At 46.5% G+C, this 25,498-nt stretch carries 32 protein-coding genes; 5 read left to right on the top strand and 27 right to left on the bottom strand.

What is annotated here, in order from left to right:
• Positions 1-9: 9 nt before the first annotated feature.
• The 23 genes from MHH91_RS06630 to MHH91_RS06520 form a co-directional block, all read right to left on the bottom strand.
• Complete coding sequence (locus MHH91_RS06630; protein ID WP_013351953.1) at positions 10-669, bottom strand: LysM peptidoglycan-binding domain-containing protein; 660 nt, start codon at positions 667-669, stop codon at positions 10-12.
• Positions 662-5,866: a transglycosylase SLT domain-containing protein gene (locus tag MHH91_RS06625; RefSeq protein ID WP_118977604.1), complete on the bottom strand. Its 5,205-nt coding sequence runs from the start codon at positions 5,864-5,866 to the stop codon at positions 662-664. Before MHH91_RS06625 ends, MHH91_RS06630 begins: the two co-directional genes overlap by 8 nt.
• The gene (locus MHH91_RS06620; protein WP_015239684.1) at positions 5,854-6,006 is read right to left on the bottom strand and encodes a hypothetical protein; all 153 of its coding nucleotides are present in this window, start codon (positions 6,004-6,006) and stop codon (positions 5,854-5,856) included. Before MHH91_RS06620 ends, MHH91_RS06625 begins: the two co-directional genes overlap by 13 nt.
• 41 nt (positions 6,007-6,047) lie before the next feature.
• Complete coding sequence (locus MHH91_RS06615; protein ID WP_003154836.1) at positions 6,048-6,494, bottom strand: phage tail assembly chaperone; 447 nt, start codon at positions 6,492-6,494, stop codon at positions 6,048-6,050.
• Positions 6,495-6,568: 74 nt separating this feature from the next.
• Entirely contained in the window at positions 6,569-7,012 is a 444-nt protein-coding gene (locus MHH91_RS06610) for a phage tail tube protein (protein WP_003154837.1), read from the bottom strand.
• Position 7,013: 1 nt separating this feature from the next.
• Entirely contained in the window at positions 7,014-8,411 is a 1,398-nt protein-coding gene (locus MHH91_RS06605) for a phage tail sheath family protein (RefSeq protein WP_013351950.1), read from the bottom strand.
• Complete coding sequence (locus tag MHH91_RS06600) at positions 8,411-8,620, bottom strand: hypothetical protein (protein ID WP_013351949.1); 210 nt, start codon at positions 8,618-8,620, stop codon at positions 8,411-8,413. The genes MHH91_RS06605 and MHH91_RS06600 overlap by 1 nt, the downstream gene beginning before the upstream one ends.
• Complete coding sequence (locus tag MHH91_RS06595; RefSeq protein WP_013351948.1) at positions 8,617-9,063, bottom strand: hypothetical protein; 447 nt, start codon at positions 9,061-9,063, stop codon at positions 8,617-8,619. Before MHH91_RS06595 ends, MHH91_RS06600 begins: the two co-directional genes overlap by 4 nt.
• Entirely contained in the window at positions 9,060-9,563 is a 504-nt protein-coding gene (locus tag MHH91_RS06590; RefSeq protein ID WP_013351947.1) for an HK97 gp10 family phage protein, read from the bottom strand. Before MHH91_RS06590 ends, MHH91_RS06595 begins: the two co-directional genes overlap by 4 nt.
• Positions 9,560-9,916, bottom strand: coding sequence for a DUF3599 family protein (locus MHH91_RS06585; RefSeq protein ID WP_013351946.1), 357 nt, complete (start codon positions 9,914-9,916; stop codon positions 9,560-9,562). Before MHH91_RS06585 ends, MHH91_RS06590 begins: the two co-directional genes overlap by 4 nt.
• Entirely contained in the window at positions 9,913-10,296 is a 384-nt protein-coding gene (gene yqbG / locus MHH91_RS06580) for a protein YqbG (protein WP_014470501.1), read from the bottom strand. Before yqbG ends, MHH91_RS06585 begins: the two co-directional genes overlap by 4 nt.
• A 16-nt stretch (positions 10,297-10,312) precedes the next feature.
• Entirely contained in the window at positions 10,313-11,248 is a 936-nt protein-coding gene (locus MHH91_RS06575; protein WP_013351945.1) for a phage major capsid protein, read from the bottom strand.
• Between the two features lie 26 nt (positions 11,249-11,274).
• Complete coding sequence (locus tag MHH91_RS06570) at positions 11,275-12,117, bottom strand: XkdF-like putative serine protease domain-containing protein (RefSeq protein WP_013351944.1); 843 nt, start codon at positions 12,115-12,117, stop codon at positions 11,275-11,277.
• Between the two features lie 19 nt (positions 12,118-12,136).
• A complete protein-coding gene (locus tag MHH91_RS06565; protein WP_044051899.1) occupies positions 12,137-13,528 on the bottom strand; it encodes a phage portal protein in 1,392 nt (463 codons plus the stop codon).
• A gap of 48 nt (positions 13,529-13,576) precedes the next feature.
• Positions 13,577-14,875, bottom strand: a complete 1,299-nt coding sequence (locus MHH91_RS06560) for a PBSX family phage terminase large subunit (RefSeq protein ID WP_013351942.1) — start codon at positions 14,873-14,875, stop codon at positions 13,577-13,579.
• A complete protein-coding gene (locus tag MHH91_RS06555; protein ID WP_014470502.1) occupies positions 14,872-15,666 on the bottom strand; it encodes a terminase small subunit in 795 nt (264 codons plus the stop codon). The genes MHH91_RS06560 and MHH91_RS06555 overlap by 4 nt, the downstream gene beginning before the upstream one ends.
• 114 nt (positions 15,667-15,780) lie before the next feature.
• On the bottom strand, positions 15,781-16,290 hold the full coding sequence (locus MHH91_RS06550) for a sigma-70 family RNA polymerase sigma factor (RefSeq protein ID WP_013351940.1): 510 nt from the start codon (positions 16,288-16,290) through the stop codon (positions 15,781-15,783).
• A 112-nt stretch (positions 16,291-16,402) separates the two neighbouring features.
• Positions 16,403-16,606, bottom strand: coding sequence for an XtrA/YqaO family protein (locus MHH91_RS06545; protein WP_013351939.1), 204 nt, complete (start codon positions 16,604-16,606; stop codon positions 16,403-16,405).
• Positions 16,596-16,937: a hypothetical protein gene (locus MHH91_RS06540; RefSeq protein ID WP_013351938.1), complete on the bottom strand. Its 342-nt coding sequence runs from the start codon at positions 16,935-16,937 to the stop codon at positions 16,596-16,598. The genes MHH91_RS06545 and MHH91_RS06540 overlap by 11 nt, the downstream gene beginning before the upstream one ends.
• Positions 16,938-17,034: 97 nt before the next feature.
• A complete protein-coding gene (locus MHH91_RS06535; RefSeq protein ID WP_003154863.1) occupies positions 17,035-17,202 on the bottom strand; it encodes a hypothetical protein in 168 nt (55 codons plus the stop codon).
• Positions 17,202-18,002, bottom strand: a complete 801-nt coding sequence (locus MHH91_RS06530; RefSeq protein WP_013351937.1) for an ATP-binding protein — start codon at positions 18,000-18,002, stop codon at positions 17,202-17,204. Before MHH91_RS06530 ends, MHH91_RS06535 begins: the two co-directional genes overlap by 1 nt.
• Positions 17,902-18,729, bottom strand: coding sequence for a hypothetical protein (locus MHH91_RS06525; RefSeq protein WP_014470504.1), 828 nt, complete (start codon positions 18,727-18,729; stop codon positions 17,902-17,904). The genes MHH91_RS06530 and MHH91_RS06525 overlap by 101 nt, the downstream gene beginning before the upstream one ends.
• Positions 18,719-18,898, bottom strand: a complete 180-nt coding sequence (locus tag MHH91_RS06520) for a hypothetical protein (protein WP_013351935.1) — start codon at positions 18,896-18,898, stop codon at positions 18,719-18,721. Before MHH91_RS06520 ends, MHH91_RS06525 begins: the two co-directional genes overlap by 11 nt.
• Positions 18,899-19,088: 190 nt before the next feature.
• Here MHH91_RS06520 and xre point away from each other — a divergent pair, with 190 nt between their 5' ends.
• Positions 19,089-19,427, top strand: coding sequence for an HTH-type transcriptional regulator Xre (gene xre, locus MHH91_RS06515; RefSeq protein ID WP_013351934.1), 339 nt, complete (start codon positions 19,089-19,091; stop codon positions 19,425-19,427).
• Positions 19,428-19,574: 147 nt separating this feature from the next.
• Complete coding sequence (locus MHH91_RS06510) at positions 19,575-20,165, top strand: ImmA/IrrE family metallo-endopeptidase (RefSeq protein ID WP_013351933.1); 591 nt, start codon at positions 19,575-19,577, stop codon at positions 20,163-20,165.
• A 142-nt stretch (positions 20,166-20,307) separates the two neighbouring features.
• On the opposite strand, the gene MHH91_RS06505 is transcribed toward MHH91_RS06510, so the two are convergent.
• A complete protein-coding gene (locus MHH91_RS06505) occupies positions 20,308-20,910 on the bottom strand; it encodes a poly-gamma-glutamate hydrolase family protein (RefSeq protein ID WP_013351932.1) in 603 nt (200 codons plus the stop codon).
• Positions 20,911-21,019: 109 nt separating this feature from the next.
• Here MHH91_RS06505 and MHH91_RS06500 point away from each other — a divergent pair, with 109 nt between their 5' ends.
• A complete protein-coding gene (locus MHH91_RS06500; RefSeq protein ID WP_013351931.1) occupies positions 21,020-21,397 on the top strand; it encodes a PH domain-containing protein in 378 nt (125 codons plus the stop codon).
• A 37-nt stretch (positions 21,398-21,434) separates the two neighbouring features.
• On the opposite strand, the gene MHH91_RS06495 is transcribed toward MHH91_RS06500, so the two are convergent.
• The 3 genes from MHH91_RS06495 to MHH91_RS06485 all read right to left on the bottom strand — a co-directional run bounded on the left by MHH91_RS06495 (position 21,435) and on the right by MHH91_RS06485 (position 23,792).
• The gene (locus tag MHH91_RS06495) at positions 21,435-22,388 is read right to left on the bottom strand and encodes an N-acetylmuramoyl-L-alanine amidase (protein ID WP_013351930.1); all 954 of its coding nucleotides are present in this window, start codon (positions 22,386-22,388) and stop codon (positions 21,435-21,437) included.
• Between the two features lie 143 nt (positions 22,389-22,531).
• Positions 22,532-22,666 (bottom strand): PhrA family phosphatase inhibitor, encoded by a 135-nt coding sequence (locus tag MHH91_RS06490; protein WP_003154881.1) that lies wholly within the window; start codon positions 22,664-22,666, stop codon positions 22,532-22,534.
• Entirely contained in the window at positions 22,656-23,792 is a 1,137-nt protein-coding gene (locus MHH91_RS06485; protein ID WP_088030497.1) for a response regulator aspartate phosphatase, read from the bottom strand. Before MHH91_RS06485 ends, MHH91_RS06490 begins: the two co-directional genes overlap by 11 nt.
• A gap of 204 nt (positions 23,793-23,996) precedes the next feature.
• On the opposite strand from MHH91_RS06485, the gene MHH91_RS06480 reads away from it, so the two are divergent.
• Complete coding sequence (locus MHH91_RS06480; RefSeq protein ID WP_013351928.1) at positions 23,997-24,464, top strand: DinB family protein; 468 nt, start codon at positions 23,997-23,999, stop codon at positions 24,462-24,464.
• Positions 24,465-24,607: 143 nt separating this feature from the next.
• Positions 24,608-25,372 (top strand): sulfite exporter TauE/SafE family protein, encoded by a 765-nt coding sequence (locus tag MHH91_RS06475; RefSeq protein WP_013351927.1) that lies wholly within the window; start codon positions 24,608-24,610, stop codon positions 25,370-25,372.
• Positions 25,373-25,498 lie beyond the last annotated feature (126 nt).

Raw genomic sequence — 25,498 nt, 5'->3', positions numbered from 1 at the left:
TCACCCGTTTCATTGCGGTATCTTCAGCTTCTGCCCCGGGAAGATCCAATGTCCCGGCTGCCGGATATTCCGTTTGCTGCGCTTTATCATGGCCGTTTTATTCGCATTCCAGATTTTCCGCCACTCTGTATGGTTTCCGTAAAACCTGCCGGCGATGTCCCAAAGCGTGTCCCCCTTTTTCACGGTATACGTTTTGGGCGAGGCTTTGGACGGGCGCTTCGCTTTCGTTTTTTTCTTTTGTTTGATTTTTCTTGGCGAAGCGGTTTTATATTCTTTCAGTACGATGTCAAAATTCCGGTCGCCGATTTCATTGTCACCTTCGCTGTAATTGAAGCTTTCAATGCTGCATGTGACATTGATTGTTGTTCCTGTAATCAAAAACTGAACGGGTTTTTTCGCTTTCATCCATGTTTCAATTTCTGAAATGGCTTTTTCCGGCGAAGGAATACTTTGATATTCGGCAATCGGGCTGTATCGCTTCGGAAAAAAAGAAGAGAACGAAATTTCTTTCGCCCCCGGTTCTTCGATAAACGTCACCTCTCCAAGTCCGGTGACTTTCACGGAATCATTCTGCACGCTGTTTGCGATATCAATCGCTTCAGGGAGAACGGGAAGCCGGAGCTTGTCCTTCCCCTGAGACAGCCAAAATTCATAAACAGATTTAGTCAAAAGCAACGGCCCCCTTTGCTCCGGTATAAATATCTTTTTGCAGTTCATCAATCAGCGCCTGCTTGATTTTGGCGGCGAGAGTGTCAGCGTCCTGTCCGTTATGAAAATGCTGATCACCGCTGAATTCGATTTTGATTTCTTTTGTTCCCGTTTTTTGAATGGTTTGGCCGCCGCCTTTAACGGCTGCGGAAACCGTGCCGGCTGAAAGTGCCGCGGGTTCCGTCTGTGTCGGGTCGGACACTTCCATGCCGAGCGCTTGAGCCGCTTGTTGAAGCAGGTAACGGCCGCGGATGCCCCGCTCTTCAGGGATGATCCATTCCCGTTTGTTCCCTTCGCCGACACGGGCGATCTGCTCTTTGGTAATGAGACCGCCATTGGCATAACCGACGTAAGGGCCGCCGCGGGCCATACTCTTTATCCCGGGCACATTGTTGATCGAGCCGTATCTGCTTTTAATATAGCCGATAGCGGCAGCGGCGTTGTGGATTGGGTTTTTGATATTATTCATTCCCGGCGCTTTAAATGATTCAAAGGTGCTCGGGATCGTCTGCATGAGCCCCTGTGACGGGTGGCCGGCTTTTGCATTGCTGTCCCATAAGTTAATGGCGTTCGGATTGCCGCCGGATTCATTTTGAGCGATGGTCATTAATCCCGGAAGCCAGCTTAATGGCGTATGTGTAGCGCTCATTGCAGCCAAAAGCCACTCCTTGACGTTTCCACCGGCAGCGCCCATGCCTGAAAAAGCGGCCGCAAGCGAGCCTGCTTGTTTTTCGGCGTATTTTTTCACATCAACAGAACCAAGTCCCTTTACGACACCGACTGAAGCAAAGCGGCCGAGACTCATCATGACGCGGGAAGGAGAATGGATATCAAGTTCTTCCCGGAAAGCCTCCTCAACCTTTTTGGCCATATCTTTCGCTGCCTGTTTGACTTCGCTTCCTTTAGAATTCATGCCGGATACGAAGCTGCCGACTAAGCCTGACCCCCATCCGTTTGCAGAATCTCTCGATTGCAGAAACGGCTTATCTACATGTGTGCTCACATATTGCGCCGTTCCTGTATCTTTCGCATTTTGTCCGGCCGAAAATCCTTTGACCGTTCCGATGCCCCAAGAGGATGATTGATTGACCGCAGATTGATAAGGCGTTTTGACTTTCGATTGTAAAAACGCATCGGTTCCCGTCTGCGCCGCATTTTGTCCTTTAGCATATCCTGTAACGACTTGCTTTCCGTAATCGGGTGAAGAAGAAATCAGAGCATTGAACGGCGTTCCGATATTCTTCTCTTTCCAGCCGTCCATATCCACCGCATTTTTGCTGATCCCGCTGTCAAAGCCTGCTGTAAACTGTTTTCCGAGTGATGAAGCCGTCCCGCCAAGTCCGGAAGCATCCACAGACGCGGCGGCCGATACAGACGCCGAAGATGAAACTCCGCCAGCTCCTGCGGGCGCAGCGGAAGACTGAGCCGAAGCCGCGCCCATATCATCGACAACACGCATGCCGAGCTTAGACGCAGCCTGTGAAAGCAGCATCTTCCCGCGGCCTCGGTTGTTGTCAACGGGAATGACAAATTCTTTACCGGCTTCACCGATCCAGGAAATGGTCGGTTTTGTAATGTAGCCGCCTGTAGCGTGTTTGTCCGGTTTTTTCTTTTTATCTCCGCCGCCTGTGATAAAGTTCATTACGCCTGAGATCATGCCGCCGCCGGTTTTATCCCAAATCTTTTTCACCCAGTCAAATGCTGCGGAAAAAGCATCTGATATGGCTGTACCTACCTTTACGAGAGGTTCCTTTATGTTTTTCTCAAACCAGCCGCTTAACCCTTTCCATATATCCTTTACCGTATCTAAAGCAGTCTGGAAAGCGTCTGATATTCCTTTGCCGACATTTTTCACCATGTCCTTCACCGGGTTCCAGACAGTATCTATGAACCAGCCGGAAACCGTACTGAAAACAGACTTAATTTTATCCCAGGCTCCCGTGATATTTCCCCAGATAGAAGAGGCCACGCCGACTACAGCCGATTTTACAGGCTCCCAGACGGTGCTCATAAACCAGGATGAAACTGTGCTGAAGACACCTTGAATCGTTGTCCACGCATTCACGATATTTGACCAGATGCTTGTCGCCACGCCGACTACAGCCGTCGAAACCGGAGTCCATACATTTTCCATAAACCAGGATGAAACTATGCTGAAGACACCTTGAATCGTCGTCCACGCATTCACGATATTTGACCAGATGCTTGTCGCCGCTCCGACTACAGCCGTTGATACCGGAGTCCATACATTTTCCATAAACCAGGATGAAACGCTTCCCCAAGTATCTTGTATCGTTGTCCAAGCACTTTGTGCTGCTTTGGATATATCATTCCACGTGTCTTTCAAAGCCCCTGAATCAAAGGCCTCTCCTAAGCTGGAACCGCCTAAACTTCCGGCGATGCCGCCTACCGCGCCGCCAATCAATGTCCCCACTCCGGGAACAACACTGCCGATTGCCGCTCCGGCCGCGGCCCCGGCAAGACCGCCTCCGGCTGAGCCGACCTTCTCTCCTGCATTATCTTTATTAATGCCGACTAAATCAGTAAGTGATAACAATTCACCTATGCCGGGAATTCCTTTAGCTGCACCTTTTAACCCTTTCATACCGCCTTTAAGCGCCTTAGAACCTCCTAAGTCTTTCAAAAGGGCGCCGATTCCTTTACCTGCCCCTTTTGCTTTCGGCGTGTTTACAGATGCGTGTTTGCTTTCATTTACGGATGAGCCTTTTTTTGAAGATTTATTCCGCTCTTCGACTTTACTGCTTTTGCCCCTCGTCACTCCAGTACAACAGCAGCATCCCCCAAAAGCCCCGCCGGTTTTTTTGGCTGACTTTCCTGAAGATCTAGGTGCTGTTGCCGTGCGCTGGGAACCCTTTGTCAGATCAGGACGCTTCGGGCCGTTGGAGCCGCCGGCAGAAATGCTTCCCTTACTCTTTTCTTTTTTCGTGCCGCCTCCTAATAATCCGCCGATATTGAGTTTTCCTAATTTTTCAGCAATACCTGATATTATTTTTTCGATCAATTCGCCGGCTTTTTCGATGATTTTATCCGGGCTGAATTTTTCAAATTTCTTTGCAATTTTCCCGACTATTTTATCAACAAATGCCTCAGCTTTTTCGATGATCGCATCAGGACTGAACTTGCCGAACTTTTTATCAATGCCTCCAAACAGTGAGGATGTAAACTGATCTACTTTTTCCAGAATCTTATCCGGATTGAGAAAATCGAATTTCTCAGAAATTCGGTCGATCGTGTCATTTACAAATTGTTCGGCGCGGTCGATTAGCTTATCAGGACTGAATTTACCGACAACGTCGTCGACTTTCTTCATAAACGAATCAGTAAAATGATCAAGCTCTTTCAATATCGCTTCAGGACTGAATTTGCTGACAAGGTCATCTACCTTTTTCATAAACGAATCAGTGAATTTGTCCAGTTCTTTCAATATTGTTTCGGGACTGAATTTACTCACGATCCCGTCTATCTTTTTCATAAATGAATCAGCGAATTTATCCAGCTCTTTCAATATCGCTTCGGGACTGAATTTACTAACAATCCCGTCTATCTTTTTCATAAATGAATCAGCGAATTTGTCCAACTCTGTTAATATCGTTTCCGGACTGAACTTGCTTGCGATTTCATCCACTTTCCCCATGAATGAGGTTGTGAACTTGTCCAGTTCGCCTAATATCGCTTCGGGACTGAATTTACTTGCGATTTCATCTACTTTTCCCATGAATGAGGTTGTGAACTTGTCCAGTTCGGTTAATATCGTTTCTGGGCTGAATTTGCTTGCGATTTCGTCCACTTTCCCCATGAATGAGGTTGTGAACTTATCCAGTTCTGCTAATATCGTTTCCGGGCTGAATTTGCTTGCGATTTCGTCCACTTTCCCCATGAATGAGGTTGTGAACTTATCCAGTTCTGCTAATATCGTTTCCGGGCTGAATTTGCTCGCGATCTCATCCACTTTCCCCATGAAAGAGGTCGTGAATTTATCCAGTTCTGTTAATATCGTTTCTGGGCTGAATTTGCTTGCGATCTCGTCCACTTTCCCCATGAATGAGGTTGTGAACTTATCGAGTTCTGTTAATATCGTTTCCGGGCTGAATTTGCTTGCGATCTCGTCCACTTTCCCCATGAATGAGGTTGTAAACTTATCCAGTTCTGCTAATATCGTTTCCGGGCTGAATTTGCTCGCGATTTCATCCACTTTCCCCATGAATGAGGTCGTGAATTTATCCAGCTCTGTTAATATCGTTTCCGGGCTGAATTTGCTTGCGATCTCGTCCACTTTCCCCATGAATGAGGTCGTGAATTTATCCAGCTCTGTTAAAATTGTTTCCGGACTGAATTTGCTTGCGATTTCGTCCGCTTTTTTCATAAAGTTTGCGGCGAATTTGTCCAATTCCGCTATAATCGTTTCCGGATAGAACTTGGATGCGATGTCATTGACTTTTTTCATGAAGGTGTCTGCAATGGAATCAAGCATTGAAAAATCGTTTTTCGGCGAAGCAGGAGCAGCAGATGCAGGTGCTTTTCCGAAGTCCGGCATATTCTTTTGCAATGCAGCCAGCTGTGCTGCCACCTTTTCATTTAACGATAATTGAATGACATTGTTTTTTCCCGTCAGTGAATCAATGCCCGCTGAGATTCGGCCGACTGTTTTCATGACGTGATCTATGACGCGTATAGTGACAGAGTACCCGTTCTTTAACGCAGACTGCATATAGCGTTTGATACGTTCCATGGCAGGTGTTACTTCGTCTGACGCATACAGTGAAACGGAAAATCCTTTGAAACCGGCGGCCAGATTCCGCAATCTCTCAAATGCCGCTGTCGCGCTATCTTTTGCTTCTATTTTAATGGTTAAAGACGCAGGCAGACCCGCTGATCGGACTTGCACTTTTTTAATGACGGCACTGGCTCCGTCTTCAGCTGAAATAGAGATCATTTGTGCGCCCAGCTTTCTTTTCATAGAGCGCTGAATGCGGTCAATTGTTCTTAAAACAGATTTACTCTCTTTGCGTATATCAATTTCACTTTGGCGTTTTGTCATTTTCCTGTATTTCTCAAGCGCTCTGAAGCCATTTTGGATTTTCCTTATTTTCTTCGACACCCGGTCTTCCAATTCAAAACGGGCGGTCAGCTTTGCCATGATGTCGCTCCCCCTTTCTTCGCTTGTTTTTCAAGAATGTCCAGCTTGTAACCGATTAAACCGTACAGCAGCGCCTTAAAATGTCTCGGTGCTTCATATAACTCTTTCAGTTCTGATGGAGAATAATGAAGCTCGTGCATCGCGTAATAAAGATACACGGCTTCCTTATTCCCATCTTTTATCAGTTTTTTGCTTCTTGCTCCAGGTCTTCTAATTCATCTTCAAATCCGTTGATCTCAATCGCTTTATTCAGCCAATTTGCATATTCACCGCCGACTGAAAGAACGCGTTTTGCCACCTCGACCGGATCTGCCGTTTTGTAGGCATCGCGGAGCTCCTTAGACCGGAAATCAGGGTAAATTGTAGATTCAACTGCGATCCGTGCATAGAAGCGCTGGCTGTCTAAGTCTTTGACCCGGCCTCTGCCTTTCACATTTTTATAGGTCGTGCTTTCCTTCTCCAGTTCATCAATGCGCTCCGTCGTAATTGCTTTAAAAATAAAAGGCACGATGTTTCCTTTTTTATCGACAAAACGCTTTGAAAGCGGAACCCGAATCTCCTCAGCCTCGACTGTTTTTCCCGGCATAAAGAATGACAGATCATATACTTGTTCGTTTTTTTCGCTCATGATGAAAACTCCCTTACTCTTTTTTTATTAAAAACAGGCCTGTAAAAGGCCTGTGTCACTCATAACGATCTTGATTAAAACGTTTCAGAAAGCTTTTCCGGCACATCGAAATCTTCAAAGGTAAACGGCACTTCTTCTTCGAGCGCCTCTGAGTCTACGTCCAGTCCGGCGATTTTAGCGGAATCAAAGTTGACGTCATACAGGGTGACGCGTTCTGTTCCGCGGCCTGATGATTTGTCGTCAAGAACGGCTTGAAGCGTAAAATACGGGTCGCTGCCTTTTTTGACGTAATCCATCATAAGCACGGCAAATTTGGATGTGACTTTATAGAACGTTGCCGTGCCCGTTCCGTTGGCGCCTGTCGTTTTATGTCCCGTCATGCGGCGGCCCATGATGTTTACTTCCGATTTGTTTTTTTCCACGTTTGCTTCAAAGGTTTTAATATGCGCCATCTCTTCCCCATCGAGAAATAAACGGCCTTCTTTTCCTGAAATGGTGTTTTGCGCTTTTAATGCCATCTTAGTTTACCTCCACGTTAAAGTAGAATTTTTCCGCTGCATCCACAGGCTGTACGGCGAGATCAATTAAAAAACCGTCGCGGTCTTCATTCAGGCCGATTGTGATATCAGTATCTGAATCAAAGTTTGCAATGCCGCCCGCATCCTGAAGTGTTGTCAAATATTGAATGATCATCGTTTTGACGAATTGAAGGCCATCGTTTGTCGCAGGCAGATCGCTGCCCGTGCCTTTTTTCGATTTAATTAAGGCTTTCAGTTCACGTGTCAAATCGTTATTCACCGCATCAAGCACGCGGACGATTTTGTTTTTCGCGAACTTTTTGTTTTTCTCTGCCGTAAATGTCACCAATGAGTTGATATCTTTTTCAACGCTGACTGATTTATCACGGGCGTCATAGGAGAAAAGGAATTCACCTTTGGCAAGACGTTCGATCACTTCATCATGAGTCAGGCGATGCAGCACGTCGACTGCGCCTTCGTATTCAACAAATGTGAGGGACTGATTAAATGCAGCGGCGGCACTAGCACCTGCCACCCAAGCGGTCGCTTCTTCAGCTTTAATCTCGGTTCCGTCTTCCAGCAGGACGCCCTCAGTAACATTGATAATGCCTTCATAATCCCCGCTGTAATGGGCGGTCACCCCTTGCACTTTTTGTCCCTGCGCATCGCGAAGGCGTTTAATGAATGCGGCAAATGTCGCTTTCAGCTGCTCGTTATCCGCGACAGGAAGAGCGATCACATCGAAATTCTCCGTTTCAGCCGCAGCTAAAAAATCAATATAGTCTGAGTTGGCTGGCGCTTTATCGGTTCCGCCTGCAAGTCGGATGCCCGCCTGCGGGTTTAATGTTACCCCGGACTCTTCCTCAGTGCCTGTCAGCGGGATGGAAACCGACAGCTCGCCTGTTCCCGTGAATGTGACATAGCCGTTTGCTTTTAATTCTTCGGCTTTTTTCACCGTTTGTTTGTCAACTTCCGCTTCATCCATGTATGTGGTCACATCGAAAGCGGTCTGATCAAGGACGTTTTCACTGATGCGGATGATGATGTCATTTCCTTTTGAACCGCCGTACAGAGCGGTTGCTTTTACACCTTGCGAAAGATCGGCGCTCGCTCTGAGTCCCTCTGTCAGACGGTACATCAAAACGGTTTTTGCTTTCTTCTTCGCCTCGCGCAGCAGAATCAGTGACGGGTCTTCAATACTGAGCCCCACTTTTTTATTCAAATCTTCAATGCTTGAAATGGAGACGAATGTTTTCGCTTCACCCCAGTTGGATGCGACGGGAAGGGCGACAATCCCCCGCTCACCGATCGATACCCGCTCCTGAGCGGTTGTTTTAAAGTTAAAATAGATCCCGGCACGTTCTTTTTCTTTTCCTTGCGTAAATGTTCCGCCGTTCATTATTGCATGACCTCCTTGGTTAAAAATGCTTGAATGTATGTCTGGGCTTGCGCTTTTGTCATTTGTTTCTGCTTCACGCCGAATAAAGCACCCTGGAGAATTTCAGGTTTTACGCCGAAAAGCTCCTTTGCGTGCTTTGTTAAATCCGCCGTGTCATAAAGAACCGCTCTTTCTGCCGTGGCGGCGTTCTTCTTTTTATGTTGTTTCACTTTTGTTTCACCCCGCTGTTAATGTCCACACCCCGAAGTGCGGGAAATGTTTGTTTCTTATAATAGTAGCGGCTCGTCCAGCGGATTGTAATCACTGCCTCGCCTTTGTCTCCGACTCTCGTTTCGATACGGCTGATGCGGATGAAATCACCGGTATCCTCCCCTGATTCAGTAAGCAGCGGAATCATCTGTCTAGATTCTCTCACCGCATCAGCAATCCGGTCTGCTTCATCGAGCGCCTGCACCGAGTCGGCATGGAACAGCTTCACATTCAGACTGTATGTTTTCTTAAAGGTAGTGACTGTGTCATTCTCGTCAAAAACAAAAGGGGGCGGGATGTAAAGTGACGGCACCTGAAATTGTTCAGGCAGTTCATTTTCATATACGGGCACGCCGCACTGATGATATAAAAATGCGGCGATTGAACCGGTTTCGCGATTCATCCGATATCTCCCCCCAACGTGTTAAGCCACTTGCTGAAGCGCTTGTCCAGCGACCTTGCGAAGATTGTTTCATATAAAAGAAGGGCTTTGTCCCAAAACCCATTCCCGCTGATCCACTGTTTTTTGAGCGCCATTCCGGTTGAAGCTGACGGATCATATATGAACCGGGAGCCTTGAAAATACCCCGGCACCCATCTGACATTTTCTTCTGAGACGGTCCAATGTCCGTCATTTATGAATGAGGCATACTCTACATTGGTGCCGATTTCAAGAGTCAGTCCCCCGTTTTCAATGATCCACACATGATCCCGCGCTCCTTTTCGGAAAGAAGACAGCAGGTTTTCTGTATCGATCCCTCCCGAATGAATAAGCTCCTCCCGTACCAGATCGAGAAAATCCTCTCCTGATTGTTCCAGCCATCCGCTGGCCTGACGGGTAAACTCGCCGGATGATGCCTTCAGCAGCGACCGATTCCATTTTTCAAGGCTTTTTATGCTCATAGTCTGTCATCTCTCACAGCGATGGCCTCCCAATGGTGCTGTCTTGCTTTCTTCGGCATTTCCAGAATATACGCCTGATCTTCCCAAACGATTTTGTCATTGACGCGCAAAACTGTCTCTTTCGGAAAATGAACGAGATACCGCTGATATACCTTATGATCAGGCTCAAGCTGAATAAGCTGCTGCTGTTTTTCAACAAACAGGCACGGCACTCTTTCAGCATCGGGAACTTCCGGATAAGAAAAGTCAGGCCGGAGCTTTTCAGCGGGAATGCCGAAACGTCCGGCCTTCGGAGCTGACACCCTCTCATGATAAATATCGCATCTGTCAGTAAGCAGCCGTTCGTAGCTCATAACGGCCTCACCTTTGCGCTTGCAGAAGCCGGGGTACAGCCCGGCGCGATATATTCACAAAGCAGGTGGTACACCGCCGGTTTTCGGATTCCGCCTTCACCGGCCACCGTATAGGAGTAGTCGCCTATCTTTTCAGATTGATAGGCTGAAGCGGCTGCTTCGTTCTGGTTGATCAGCGCAAAATATTGAGAAAGCTTTAATAACGCAAGCTTAATCTTTTCGGGAAGCGGTGAGTATACAGGATCAGTGAACGGATGCCCCGCCAGCCTGGCCGCTTCCGCCTCCGCCTCCAGAATGTCTTGGATAAGAAGCTGCTCCGGCCTGTTTTTGACTTGATCATAAACTGAATATGAAACAACGTCAGACGGCTGAATTAACATAACTGCCACCCCCGTCTTATTCTTTAACGTTTACGATTTTGGCGCTTGCATCTTCTTCTTCAAATTTGCTGTCAAGCTTAGCCGTCAGTACGATAATAAATTTGCGGCTGCGAATATCTTTATCTACTTCGATTCTGATATTCCGTGAAAAACCGAGAATGATATTTTTCGGGTGAGTCAAAATAATGTCTGATGCCTCGTACTGAGAATCACCTTCTCCGACTGAGTACGGCTGCAGGTTGGAAACCCCTTTAACCGGAACGCCGAATGCTGAAGACAAACCGCCCTGCACCGCAAGATCCCCCAGATTGGTCTGACGGTCAGCCACACGGTCCTTCCATTCAATCTCCATGCCTTGAGATGTGTAAAATCTGAATTCTTGAGGCAGACGCAAATATTTTGCCGGAATTGCTTTTAAGCCTTTTTTAAATGTGGCTCTGGACAGCTCTTCCCCGTTTCCGTCAATGACGTGAGAGACGGTCTGCTTACGGATTCCGTCAAGCTGCGCCAAATACGGATCAGATGAAGATGTATCGCCGTTTACGACAAGCTCTTCAATATCGACTGCCGCCCGCTCCGCTAAAATCTGCATGATCGTCTGCTGCAGACCGTCTTTTTCAATGTTGTTTTCAAGCGTGTCATAGGTAATGTTAATTTCCGCAATGACTTCTTTCGTATTCAGCTGCACCGTGCTTGTTGCCGGGACGGTCAGCTGATCGTCCGTTAAGGCTTTTCCTTCCTCAGCGGCACGCAGAATACGCTGGCCGAAACCGATTTTTTCAAATTTCTGCGAGTCGTTTTCCATTTGAATCACTCGCGATTCGCTGAAAATAGTCGGCGTGTTCTGCACCATGCGGATAAATGCTGAAGCTTGTGCGGGATTCATTAAACCGCCGCTTTTTAAAGCGGAAAGTGACATTTCCGCCTTTCTGATGATATCTTGATTTCTCACTCTACAGTTCCTCCTTCTGACTGGGCTTAAAGCAGTCCGCTCCAAATGGATTTTTTAACAGGCTCTTGGCCGCTCGTCTCTTCTTCCGGCTGCTTTGATGCGCCTCTTACTTTTTCAAGCGCTTCGATGCGTTTAATAATCGGCGCGAGCATGTCCTCGACAAGCGTTTTCAGCTTTTCTTCATCGGACGGCGCAGCCGCCCCGTCTTTGTCATCCGTATTTTGGTCCAAACTGTCAAGCCGCTTTAAGAGCGGGTGCAGCGCGTGTTCAATCGATTCTCTTACGTCTTCTTTTCTCATCTTGTTCAAGTCCTCTCCCTTGCGGTATCTTGATTTGCGGTCACGGTCGAGAAATTGCTTGACCGCGCCGAATAAGCCTGCTTGCTTTTCCTCCGGCTCTTCGTAAACGTCAGCGGTTCCCGCCATGCTGTAGCCAGTAATGACACCGGCTTTAATCTGATCCCATACTTCATCGGAGGCTTTGGTGACAAGCACCCAAGAGCCTTTCCGGATCACAGCATTCCCGATTTCAAAGTCATCCGGGGCGACGTACGACTCCACCACCTCGCCGGTTCCGCCTTCAAAATTATGATTTGTATCAATGTTGCGGGCGTCCGCCAAAAAACCGTGAGCGGCCTTTTCAATCTCTTCGGCCGTCATATAATCGCCATGGGCATCCGGGACATCCGGCTCGTATACAATGCCGTAAACAAGCTTCTGCTCATCCGGTTCGCTTTTTGTAAACACCTGCACCTTTTTTTCAAATGACGGAATGCCGGCCGCTTTTGTGAAAAAGAATTCCGTTTGGTTCGCCGCCTTATCGACATAGCTTACAAAACTGATGACGGCATTTCTTAATTCTCTCGGCACGAGATGTTTTCACCCCCTTTCAGGATTGCTCCTTTTTCCGTTGCAGCACCGGCCGGCTGTAGTACTCTTCAGGCCATTCTTCAAGCGTTTTGCCGAGCACTCTTCCGGCCAGATCACGGAGATCATTAGGAGAGACGGCGCCGGCGGAGATAAATGGCGTAAGCACCTTCGCAATTTCAAGCGGATCGCGAAAATCAGGCCCTTTTAGTGCGAGCTGTACATCGTGAAGCCCCAGTTCAGGCAAAAATAACGTATTGAGCTTATTAATCAGCGTTTTCCGCTCCGGCTGGAACACCTGCTCCTCCGTTATTTTCCGTGCCGTATCGGCTGTAGCTTTGTTGTATTCCTGCGCCTCGCCCGTATAAAGCGGCGGGAGACGAAAAGCGGAGCGGAGTTTATTTCTGCTTTTGTCGTCATATTCAAGAAACAGCGCATCATCCTGCAGAATTTCCGCAAGTGATTTAATTTCCACAGACACAGGCGTAATGTCTTCGCCTCCGTGAAGGTCCTTTTCCTTCGCAATGCCTTCCGCCTCAATCAGCAGAAATTTGTGGGCGTTTTCCACCCCTTCCAGGTCATTCATATAATCCTGGAGCTCTTTGTACGAGGTTTCTGACAGCATGCCGTTTTCAACCGTAATGGCGGCCGGCACGTGACGGCCCTGCTTGAAATACATAAAATTCAGTTCTTCCGCTTTCCGGGCGCCGTACAGATTGACGATATTGCCGACCCAGCGCGGGATACCGTAAGTGCCGCTGCCGATTTTTAAGTGAATGGCTTCATTTGCCCGGTATTCTTCAGGCAAGGTCTTTACGTATTCGCCGGTTCTCATGTCCATCATCCGGGGGTCGCCGTATTCCTTGAAAAATACTTTATGCCCGTTCAGCATCTGAACATATTTACGGAACCGTTTTTGCCTTTTAATCGTTTTGGATGAGCCGTTTTCTTCATATGAAAACGTGACTTCAACGGGATCAGTCACACCGCACACCCGCATATGTTTCACATCCAGATATTCAATCCCAGCCGGTTTTCCCGCTCCGTCACGAAGCACCTCGAGAAAACCGTTGCCCGTTTTTTCGCGGTCTTCTATCGCATAACCGAGGATCGTCTCAGCCGATTCATCAAAATGAAGGCATTTGTAAAAGCTCTCCAGCTTCATCCAGTTCTTTTCAGCCCGCGCTTTTTTATCCGGGGAGCAGTCTGAGCTATTTACGTCAAAGGTATATTCGACATCGAAACCGAAGCCCGTAATATTGACCCGATACGCGTCAATGCACTGCTGAAGAATGGTCGAATATTCGGCGATCGTTTTCAGCTCAATGAGATTATAGGGCGGAGAGATGATGTCTTCGCCGTACAAATCGGCAAATTGATCTTCTTGCATCTGTCTTGCCTGCGGCGCGGCCATCTTTGATTTAATGACGGTGGCTCTGACGTTTTGGTTTTTCGCCAACGGTTACCTCCCCCTTTCCCGATTCGGACGTGTCCGTTTTTGTGATGAATCTTTCAGATCCGCCGCGTCATAATCATCCAGCGCGTACCAAATCGCTGAAAGTGTGTGGGGATCAATTGAAAACTCATCTTCCGACAGAACGCCGTTTTTGTTTTTCGCGTATGTTAAGTTTTGCAATTCGCGGATTGTATTTTGACAGCTGTCTGAGCAATAGATGTGTTTGAACCGTTTCAGTTTTTTCGTATACTGAAGCCTTGAGCCGGGAAACTTTTTGGCCGCGACCATGCAAAAGCCCTGCCTGCGGAAATATTGGATGCTTTTCGGCTCGGCTGAATCCGCCTTGATCAGCTCTTTTTTATCCGCCAATTCCTGAAGCTCCTCAGCTGTCTGATCATCGGTCATTTTGTTTTTGTAATACTCCCAGAAAATATAAAGCTCTTTTTTATCCGGATCGACGGCAAGCCGGATGACCGCATTATATGACTCTTCAAAACCGAAATCCATGCCCGTCCGAAACAGCGGGCGTCTGATAGCGGCAATCCGCTCTGTTACTTCGGTGTGCTCCATGACCTGAAACTGCGGAAATACGCGGATGCCGTTGACGCCGAACTGTCCTTTGCGGGCGATCCGGTACAAATCGGGATCGTATTGCCGTAAGCTGTCAAGCTGCTTAATATAGCTTTTTAGCAAAAACAGATTGTCGCACGCGGTGGAATGGTGGTAATACGTATCCCCCTTAACGACGGTGCCTTTTTCATACAGCGTATGATCATCCAATACGAACCGTTTTTTTTGCTCATCACGAAAAAAATGCCGGTACGTCCAATTGGAGGTGCCGACGGGATTTGTGGTGCATATCATGTGAAGCGAAAGCTCGGGATGGCGCAGACGGCCGATCAGCTCCTTAAAGCCTTCATACTTCACTTCTGAGCATTCCTCAATCCAAATCAAAGAAATATGGTGAATGGATTTCAATTTGGCCGGGTTGTCCATTCCTTTAAACATAATCCGGCTTCCGTTTGCGAATCTCAGCTGCATCGGTGAAGAAACGGCCTTTACAGCATGTCCCAGCTCAAGCTCCTCGATAATGTCCTCAAACAGTGCAAAGGTAGAATCCCTGTGCGTATCGAATACTTCCCGAACGACAAGCGCCGTCCGTTTTTCACAAAGCAGCTTCAGGATGATTTTCAGCGCGGTATGATAGCTTTTTGACGAGCCGTAGCCTCCGACGAGAAATTGGTACGTTTCATTCCAATTGAACAAATAATCTTCAAAGCGCGGGTTGACCGCTTTTTCAATCATGGCCGTTCCTCTTTCCGCGTAATGACTATGTCAATCGGCTTTTGGCTCTCTTCTGTTTTTTCCAGCTTCTGCTGCGCCAGCTTTAATTTTTCTCGTTCAATTTTTTTCTTAAATTGATCAGGGAAAAGGTCAAAGTACAAGGACAGCTTTTCCAGTGCTTTCATCTTATCGGCAAGCTTTATTGCAATGCCTTCTTTCCCGAGTTTCGCTTCGGTGACGATGGTTCCGTCCAGAAGATTCGAATCTTTAACATCAACGTAGCTGATCTCCTGCATAATCGGATTATCATTTTCGTCAAAGAGCGGTCCTGATTTTCCGAAGGCCTGAACCTCCCTTTTTCCGAAGGTTACATAATCGGTAATGTCGGCGAAAGCGATTTTCACATAGACTTGCAGAACGTCCATTGCTTCGACAAACACTTTATTGACCATTTCCTTTTTCATGCGGCTGATTTCTTTTGCGACTTTTTCATTTTTTAACAGCCTGCTTCCCGTCACATGCGCGCTTTCCGGTGAATACCCGGCTTTTATCGCGGATTGGGTGGCGTTAAAGCTTTTCACATAATAAAGACAAAACAGCCGCTGTCGTTCGTTTAATTCATCTTCGGCCGGGGCGTTTTTTCCGCCGCTTTTTACATTTTGATTGAGCGCTTCGTCCCAGCGCCCTTCTTTTTTCCATCTGCCGATCGTTCTTGCGGATACGCCTGATTTTCCGGCAAGGGCGCGGTTTGTGATGCGGCCCTGATGAGACTGATAGATTGTAAATGCCTGTTCTTTTTTTGCGTTTTTCATGCTACGGCATCACCGCCACCTCCGACATGGATGTCTATAATAAAAAGCGGCTTCTTTCGGGCCGCTTTTTGGGATCGTCTGTTCACTTCTAGGTGGCAAACGTATGACAACTTATTAAGCAGGCGATTGATTTCTTTGTTCCTGCTGTTTTTGAATTTTTAGAAGCGCCCGTTTGACCGTCGTCTGTACGGTTGATTTCTTTACGTTCAGCAATGCGGCGATCCGTTCATACGAAAAGCATTCCGCTTTGTGGAGGAGAAGCATTTCTTTTTCTCTATCCGTTAAGACGGCTAATGCGTCCCGCAGTCTGATTCTGTCTTCTTCAGTCACATTTCCGGAAGGTACGAACATCAGCGCCTGTGAATAGGTTTCTATGATTCTCGGATCTTTAATCAGCATTCTCTGATAAGCGTCTCTGCGGTCTATCGCTCTTCTTATGCCGGGCTGCCGGCCTTTTTCAAGCCATTCAGTGACATATTCCAAATCTGTAATGATCGTTCTGATGATTTTTTTATCTTTCAGTTCTTCTGAAGTCAGCGCCGTTTCATCAGCTTCCTCAAGATGCTTGTACCATTTTTTCGTCTGTTTCAGCGTGCGTTTATATTCAAATAGTAAGTCTTCCATAATAAATCCTCCTCTTTTTCGGAACAAAAAAAGACACCAACCAATGCGCAAAATGTGCGCGATTGATCAGTGTCCGCAGGCTTTCCGTCTTGGACGTATTCTTTTTTAAAAATCAATTCAATTTAAAGCCGATTTCGTATTCAACCCGGGCGAGATCCCCTTTTCTCGTTTCGATAAGCGTTTTGCCGTGCTCCGGCGCTTCGGCGAGCCATACTTCCTTCTTCAGCCCGTCTACAATGATGACCCGCACCTTTCCTTCTTCCAGCTGGCTTTTTAATGTTGTATGTTCAATGTCTGACAGTTTTTTAGGATTCATGTTTTATGTCCTCCGTCTTTTTCAGGATGTTTACTTCATGTATGAGGCTTCCGAGTTCATTAATGAACGCTTCTTTATCTTCAGCGCTTTCTCCCCGAAGCAGGCGGAGAGCCGTTTCGGCCGCTTCAAAAAGTTCCGGGGCTTTAGCCATCAATGCCGCGTTGACTTGCTGCGAGTATGAACTTAAGTTGAAAACGGCTGCGATGAGCCTTCCGTTTGAATAAGGAAATTTCTCTTTATCCGATTCGCTGTATGCTGAATAAATGTAAATGGGTTTTTCTTCGCCGCTGTGTACGGCCCGCCACGGGGCGGGGCTGTTTTTTACTTGCAATGTTTATCCTCACTTTCCATCAGCCTCATGCCATGCTTCAATTTGCTTTTCTATCCGTTTCGCCCTGAACAGCAGGCAAAAAAGCCATTTGATATATTTATACACGTGCATCAAGCCTCGCTTTTGCGTCTTGAACCATTCGCTCAAGACGTTTAATGACCGGCGTTAAATCGGTCCCTGTTTTGCAGTTCGGGCAAGGGTGAAAGACAGCGCCGAAACCTGTTTCCGTCACAATAACCTTCTTCGGCCCGCACAGTTTACACATTATCTCGCCCCCTCTAATCTGTGGTTGACTTCATATGGGTTTCCATGAATGATGACTAAATAATCGCTGCACATCTCATATAATCTTGTGCCCAAGGCTTCATCAACCTGAACCAGTTCGTCACAGGCCAGCTCGCTCGACAGAAGAACCGGCTTATGATTTAAATAGCGGTAATTCACGACGGCGTACATTTGTTCAATCTGCCAGTCGGTCGCCCGGGGTTTTCCGTTCAGCGGTTTAAACAAATCGTCAATAAAGAGCACATCCGCCTGCTTCATACGGGCAAGCTTTGCGTCGAGCAGATCAAAATCATTTTTTAAATCCGTAAAGCCCTCCACAAAAGGAAAATACAGCACCGGTGTCTGCTTCTGCCTCATGACATAATTGCTGAGAGCGGTCAAAAGATGGGTTTTTCCCGATCCCGGACGCCCTAAAAGGGCAATGCTGTTTTTCCGGCAGTTTTTAATCGTGTCGAAGTTTTCAACAAATTCAAGGGCGCACTCATATGCGTCGATGACTGCCTGAGGCTTGCCCCGCGTAATAAATCCTTTGAAATCCAGCTTCCGAAAGGCGCCTGTAATCTCACTTGCGCCGAGGATACGCTCTACTTTTCGTTCAGCTGCGCAGCGGCACTTGACCCACACATCCATTCCCAGCTGTTTTTTGAGATAACCGCCCTGATCTTTACAAAGCGGACAGTCAAAGCGGCTTTCGTCTGATTCTTCCGGTCTGGCCGCCAGTAATGGACGTTTTCCGTTTTTCAGGTCGGCAAGAATCTGCTCGATCGTTCGTGTTGTCATGTATCGTATTCCTCTCTTTTTTTGTTGTGATTGTCCTTCCCGCAATTCGTGCATTCAAGCGGTCTTCGATAAACTTGGCGCAATAGCTGAAGGCCTTGATCGTTTCAGCTGATGAAGTGCGCCGCTGTTCAAAAGCGGCAAAGCATTCGCCAAGCCATTTGATTGCTTCTTGTACTGATGCACCTAGCGAAACAATACGGGCGATGGCCTGGTAATCTCTTGGCGATGGGTATACGCTCCGCCCCTCCTGTGCAGACCTTAACCTGATAAAATGGGCGGCAATTTCGTTAATCGCTTCTTCAGCAGTATGATTTTTTGTTATATCTATTTCTCTCTGGACATTTTTGTCCCGGTGATCTGCCGTTATTGTCCGGTCAGTGACTTCCGGGCGGGTCAATGTCCCTTTCGGCGTGAATCTTTTCGAGTGTTTTACGGAGATGATAAGTCCGTAAGGTGCGCGGACGGTTTTGATATATTCGTGCTGTTCCAAGATCTCAAGCCACCGTCTGACGGTTTTTTCGCTGACTGTAAATACATCGGCCATTTCTCTTGCTTTAACGGGCTTATGCCCGAGAACGAGCCCCCACTTGATGCCGTCTTTTATTTGTTCCTTTGTCGTTGAGCTGACGAACCATAAAAACAGCCATATGGCGGAACCCATTTTGTCATAATGTTCTGAATTCAATAATCCGGAATAGGTGAAAAACGGGTAGCTTTTACGATTCATCATGAACATCTCCGTTTTTCTTCAACCTTATATAACGTTCATACTGCAATCGGTTATCAAATCGGAACACCGGAAGTCCGCAAGCGGTAAAAGAAATCGAACCGCCTGCTTTTCCTAAACATTTCTGGTCAGCCGGATTGCTGCTGAAACAGATGATTATCGGCTGCATCTCTCACCCTCCTGATCAATTTCTTATCGTTATTTGATACATTTTGTATCTCTATGATGTTGATTATATACGATACATTTCGTATCATCAAGACCTTTTTGATACTTTTTTTATCATCCCTTTATTTTGATACATTTTGTATCTATAATCATAAGTAACTTAGGGTGTTGAAAAAAGAGAGGTCATTCGGATGATAGGCGGAAGATTAAAAAGTCTCAGAGGAAAGAAAACGCAGGAAGAAGTCGCTAATCATATCGGTGTCTCGCGCGCCAGATATTCTCATTATGAAAACGGCCGATCTGAACCCGATTATGAAACGCTGCAAAAGCTTGCGGATTATTTCAATGTGTCAACGGATTATTTGTTAACCGGAAAAGAACCTTCAGATGAAGATCTGTTTGCTGATCCCGACCTGCAGATCGCGTATCGGGACATGCAGGACTTTTCGCCGGAAAGCAAACAGCAGGCCATTGAATTCATTAATTATTTAAAAGAAAAAGAGAAAAACCGCAGGCCAAAACATAAATAATCCGCTCTTTTCCTTTAAATCGATTAAAGTTCAGCCGATATAAAAGCTGAATGTTTATTTTTAAAAGAAAAGGGAATTGATTCAAAGTCCGATCAGGGCTTTTCTTTCTCACTTAAAAAGAACATATGTTCGAAAGGGTGTTTTCAATTGGGCGATTTTTTAACACATCTGGAGGAATACGTCAAAAACTTATATTGCCGCATGGGAATGACCGCCCCTCTCCATATTGATATGCAAACAATTGCCAAGGAGCTTGATATTTGGATTCATTTTGAAGATACGCACAGCATGATGCTGAAGCGGGACGGCATGTACAGCATCGTCCTGAATCAAAAAAAGTCACCTGAGGAGCAATGGGAGGATTTTGCACACGAACTGTGCCATGTGCTGAAGCATACCGGTAATCATTTTCACATGAACAAGCTGTTCAGGGAACTGCAGGAATTCCAAGCCAACCATTTTATGTACCACTTCTGTGTACCGACCTTTATGCTGTTAAACATGGAGCTTCCCCAGCGGAGAAGCCATGCCGTCATTTTAATCGCAGCCGCTTTCCGGGTGACGGCATCATTTGCGGAAAAAAGGCTTGAGCTGTTTGAACGGCGTAAAGCAGGTATTCAATTTCAGAAGCGGCTCGCTTGTCTTCTATCCGACAAGCGTCCAAATGTGTATTACGAAGGCAGGCAAAAACACTTGCATGCCGCTGAAGAAAAAGCGCCGTATTTTATTGAAAGCTGACATCAGAAGAAAGGTATTGTGAAGCCTGTATCAGACGCTGTTCCCACCGTACTGCCCGCCAAGCGCTTCCTGCGTGATATTTAAGCTCTTTCACACAGCCCCGGTGCAGAAAGAATGGGCAGGCGGTGCGAATCCGGTTCATTTACTCATAAAAACCGAGCTTTACGGCTTCTACATACCGAAAAAACAGATCGGTCGGCGTGTACGTTTCTCTCCGGCAGCCGAAATTGCTGAACAGCGCGCTTCTCTGTGCCGTGCTTACTTCCAATTGCAGCCCCATTTTCCTTTTTGTCCGATTGACAATATTCCCGGGATTCACACCTGCCAGCCGATCGTTCATATCCGTTAGTTCGGCGCAAAACCCCGCTTCACGCAGCAGATCACAAATACGTCTGGCTTTTTCCAGATCCGCGCCCCCGACGAGTGTATTTGCCGTTTTCAGATCATGATACCCATGAAAAGCCAGTGCATAATGGTGAGCAGTTACTTTTTCTACAGCCAGCGGTTCGTCAAAACGTGTGCTTGTCAAGTGGAGAAAACGGTTGTTGCACTGCTTCGTGCCTTCAAATAAGTAAATTGAACTTTGGTCAGAAAATGCCCGCACCAGCTCACTGACACCGGGTTCAATTCTGCCGCCGTGGGGAGCGAGGACGATACATTCACTTCCCTTTTTTTCTTCATAAATAATCCGGTATTCCGATTCAGCAGCAGAAAGAGCTGCGAAGCTGTCATATCGATCTTTCATGTTTAACATGCTCTCCTTTACCAGTCAGCACCAGTTTACTCTACTCATCTAGGAATGAAAACCTTTTTATAGTATGATTTGATAGAATACGTATCAGGGGGGATATATCATGGGGTTCATCAATGGATTGCTTGGTAACGCGTCGACAATATCAACGGCTGAAGCAAGAGAAGAACTGGCCCGTATTTTGCTGGAAGGTGAAAATGTCAATGCCGCGTTTAAGCTCGTCCGCGATATCATTGTGTTTACGGATAAGCGTCTTATTCTTGTTGATAAACAGGGACTTACGGGTAAGAAAACGGAGGTTCAATCCATTCCGTACAAAAGCATTTCCAGATTCAGTGTAGAAACCGCCGGCCGCTTTGACTTGGATTCAGAGCTGAAAATTTGGATTTCCGGCGCGGAGGTTCCCGCTGTCTCAAAGCAATTTAAAAAAGATGAAAGCATTTATGATATTCAAAAGGCCCTTGCCGCAGTTTGTATGTAAGAAGAAACGGAAGCCCGGGGTGCTTCCGTTTTATTGATTACAGTTTTTCTTCGATTTTCGCCTTCGTTTTCGGGCCGTAAATTCCGTCTGCCGTTAATCCGCTGACAGATTGAAAACGTTTTACGGCATTTGCCGTTTTCGGGCCGTAAACACCGTCCGCCCCGTGATTTTTTGCTCCTTTATCAGGATAAAAATAAAGGGCGGATAAAGCGGTCTGCACTTGTTTCACGTTTGTCCCTTTCGTCAGCGGTTTCGTCACTTTGATCACCCCGGATGGGAGCGGATAGGATGACGCAGCCTGACTTTTTGAAGAAGAACCCGTCTGAGGGAGCTTGATCACCTGTCCGACTGTAATGCGGTTCGGATCAGTGATATGATTCATGCTTTGCAGCGATTTTATACTGACACCGTGCGATGCGGCGATTTCCGATAAGGTGTCGCCTTTTTTTACATGGTATTCAGACACGGAAGAAGAAACGGACGCCTTTTTCAGCGGCATACTTCCGTTTAATTGCTTCTCAATATCCGCCTTCACTTCATCCCAGCGTCCTTCAGACAAAATGCGGTGCGGGCAGTACTTTCCGTTCCAGTCCTGGTGCTTTCTGATTCTGTCAATCCCCCAGCCCCGCTCCTTCAAAAGCTGCGCCGCAAATTCAATCGCCAATTTCTCTGCGGCTCTGTACCGTTCGCCGCCTGACTTACTGTAACAGATTTCAATAGCAATCGACTTCCGGTTTCCGGTACCGTTCGTGCCGTCCCCCGAATGCCAGGCATTCCGGTCCAACGGAATTCCCTGGATCACTTCTTTGTCATCAACTGCAAAATGATAGCTCGTTGATTCGCTGTTCCCCGTCATATAGCTGATCTCATTAGCGGCGGATGCGTCATTTGCCGTGTTATGGATGGTAATATACTCCGGCGTCATCGGGTTCGGACATTTTAACGCATATTTATCAGCCGATACGAGCCGCTTTTTCACTTCAATCCCCACTCTTCATCTCTCCTTATGCCTTTTTCATAAATAGGTGGCATTCGTAGGACAGATATCTTGAGTACATAGACCCTTCAATCGGATAAAAATGGAATGGTTACGCACAGCAAAAAACAAGACCCTTCCAAAGAAGGGTCTTTATGTTATGTTTGGTTTCGCGCGGCAATATGGAATGTGCCGTCCGCTTGGTTTTCCAAATGGCTTTCATGGCCGATCACCTGTGTAAAGCTGAACCCGACAGCAACAAGCAGCAATCCTGACAACAGTTTAGATTTCATATAGACAATCTCCTCTCTGGATTTGTTTTTGGGCGTGCACCATTTTTTCATAAAACGTAAGTGCTTTTTCAGGCTGTCCGTGTTTCATGTAAAATTTGGCAGCATCATGCGCCAATTCTTCCACATACGGATACAGCATGTGTTCCTCCAGAAAATCAAACGTGTGCCTGACGGATGCGTTATCCATTTTCTTGCCGTATAACGCATGTAAAAATTGAAAGAGATTTACAAACAATTCATCATTGTATTCGCGGGCGATACTCAGCCCGAGGCGGTATTGCTTCTCTGCTTCGGCGGTGGTGTTCTGTTTATAAAGAACCTGTGTTAATGAGTAAATAGAATGCGGAAGATTATCGAACTTTTCTGACTTGCAAATGGAAACGGATGTCTCAAAATATTCAGCTGCTTTAGAGAGGTCTCCCATTTTTTCGTAACAGTTTCCGAGATTATATAAGGCTGAACTGATAAGACGTGGATTGCCTTCTTGTTTTGCAAGATCTAAAGCAAGTTCTAAGTGGGGCAATGCTCTTTCTGGATACTGCATGTCATCATAATTCCCTGCAATAACGAATTCACATTGGATTCTGCGGACGTTGTACGTCTCATACGATTGGTACGTTTCAAGGGCTTGTACCGCATAGCTCATGGAGACGTAGGTTTGTTTCAAGTTGTAAAAAATCTCGGCCATTTTAAAAGCAAACTCAGCTTTCTCGATGTCATCAGAAACGAGTGCGAGGTTTTTTTCAGCCCGTTTGTAATACATCATGGCGTTTAGGAACATTTTCTGTTTAAATTCATACATTCCTCGAAAAAAATTAAAATAGTAATCAAGCAGTCCTGTCAGTTTATACTGGTTGCCTTCAATGTCTTCCAATAATTCTGAAAACTCAGGCTGAGAAGGGTCCTCCTTTAAGGGCTTAATGTAATCCAGCATGACACGGTGTCTGAATTCCATTAATGAATAATACAAGAGCAGATCCTGATCTTCTTCCATATCCTCGATCTCTCTCTCTACTTCACGTTTGACGCGCTCCGCCTCAAGGACGTGAAACTGCCGGATATGGGTGTACCATTCATTAATTTTGAGCCCGACAAAAGAGGACGGAATAGTCTGCTTCATCCTCAATAAATCCCCCCTTTTGGAATGACCGAGATATGTCATATTTTATCATAATTGCTAGAAAAAGAAGAACGCAAAAAGACCGCAATTGTCGAATTTCGGATATCCGCAACGAAATATCACCATCAAGAGCTTATTGCTTGTTTCTTCCGCGCCGTTGATATAGCATATCTTTGCATCTTTATATTCTTGATAAATGGGGGTTTTCACATGACAGCACAAAATCAATTGGTCAGCCACTTTCTGTCACATCGAAACGTGACGATTGAGCTGGCGCAAAAAATCGGCCGCGAGCATTACGATTACAAACCGGCAGAGACTTCAATGTCCGCTCAGGAACTTGTAAAACACATGGTTTATTCTTTTCTCATGTTTGCAAACGTCATTAACGACGGAAACGGATCAGCCATCCAGAACAAACCGAATGAAGAATCAGAAACAGACCTCGTCAAACTGGCTGAAACGTGTACTGAAAAAACGGCAATCATCCTGTCACAGCTGACTGAAGAGCAGCTGAACCGCGAAATTGACCTGACCGCCTCTTTCGGCAGAAAAATTACCGGCGCCGCTCTCCTTCAGCTTGCCATGGAACATGAAATTCATCATAAGGGCAATCTTTTCGTTTATGTAAGAGAAATGGGCCACACGGAACTTCCGTTTTATCAGCAAAAATCATAAACCGATGATCCGCCGGTCTGCGATATAAAGCAGACTGGCGGATTTTTTGTTCCATATAAAATTTTCCGAAAATTCGATTGATTACTGCCCCTTAATCATATATAATCTGATAAAAATAGTAGGATTATTCAGGAGGCACACAGATGACTGTAAGCATTGTGTTCATGGGTTTCATCGTCGGGACGCTGGTCGGATTGACGGGTGTGGGAGGAGCGGCGCTTTTGACTCCTTTGCTGATCGTTTTAGGAATCAACCCGTCTATCGCCGTCGGCACTGACCTTTTATATAATTCCATCACGAAACTGTTCGGTGTCGTTTCTCATTGGAAGCAGCGTACCGTTCATTTTAAACTTGTCGGCTACTTGGCGCTCGGAAGCATTCCCAGCGCATCAGCCGCCATCGGCGTTCTTCACTTGTTCCCCGCTTTTCACCAGCATCAGGAGCAGATTATCAAACATGCGCTAGGCTACGTGCTGACACTTGTCGCCATTTCCATTATCGCCCGTCTTTTTTTCGATAAAAAACTGCGGCCGAACCGCTGGCAGCAAAAAACGCTTGAAGAAAAGCGGGGACTCATGATACTGATCGGCGTCATTTTCGGCTTCATCGTCGGCCTGACATCAATTGGGTCCGGCTCATTATTTGCGATCGCCATGCTGTACCTATTCAGAATGAAAACGGCAGAAGTGGTGGGAACAGATATCGCACATGCCTTTTTACTTGTAACGGCTGCCGGTCTCTTAAACGCAAGCTTCGGCAGCGTCGATTACCTGCTCGTATTGAATCTGTTGATCGGCTCTGTGCCGGGTGTCCTCCTCGGCAGTTTCTTTTCGCCGAAATTCTCACCGCGCCCGCTGCAGTTTGTGATGGCGGCGATTATTTTGATCAGCGGAATAAAATTAATATAAAAAAAGCGTCCTTTACAGGATCGCTTTTTTTATTTAGGATAAATCCCCCTAATCCAAAGCCAATGAGGTGGGCATCTCTTTATCAACTAATCTCAGGGAGTTCAAACTAATTGTCCGGTATTTCCT

The organism is Bacillus sp. FSL K6-2819 (assembly GCF_038008305.1).
GTDB lineage: Bacteria > Bacillota > Bacilli > Bacillales > Bacillaceae > Bacillus > Bacillus amyloliquefaciens.
This window is presented reverse-complemented; position numbering and strand designations above follow the sequence as displayed.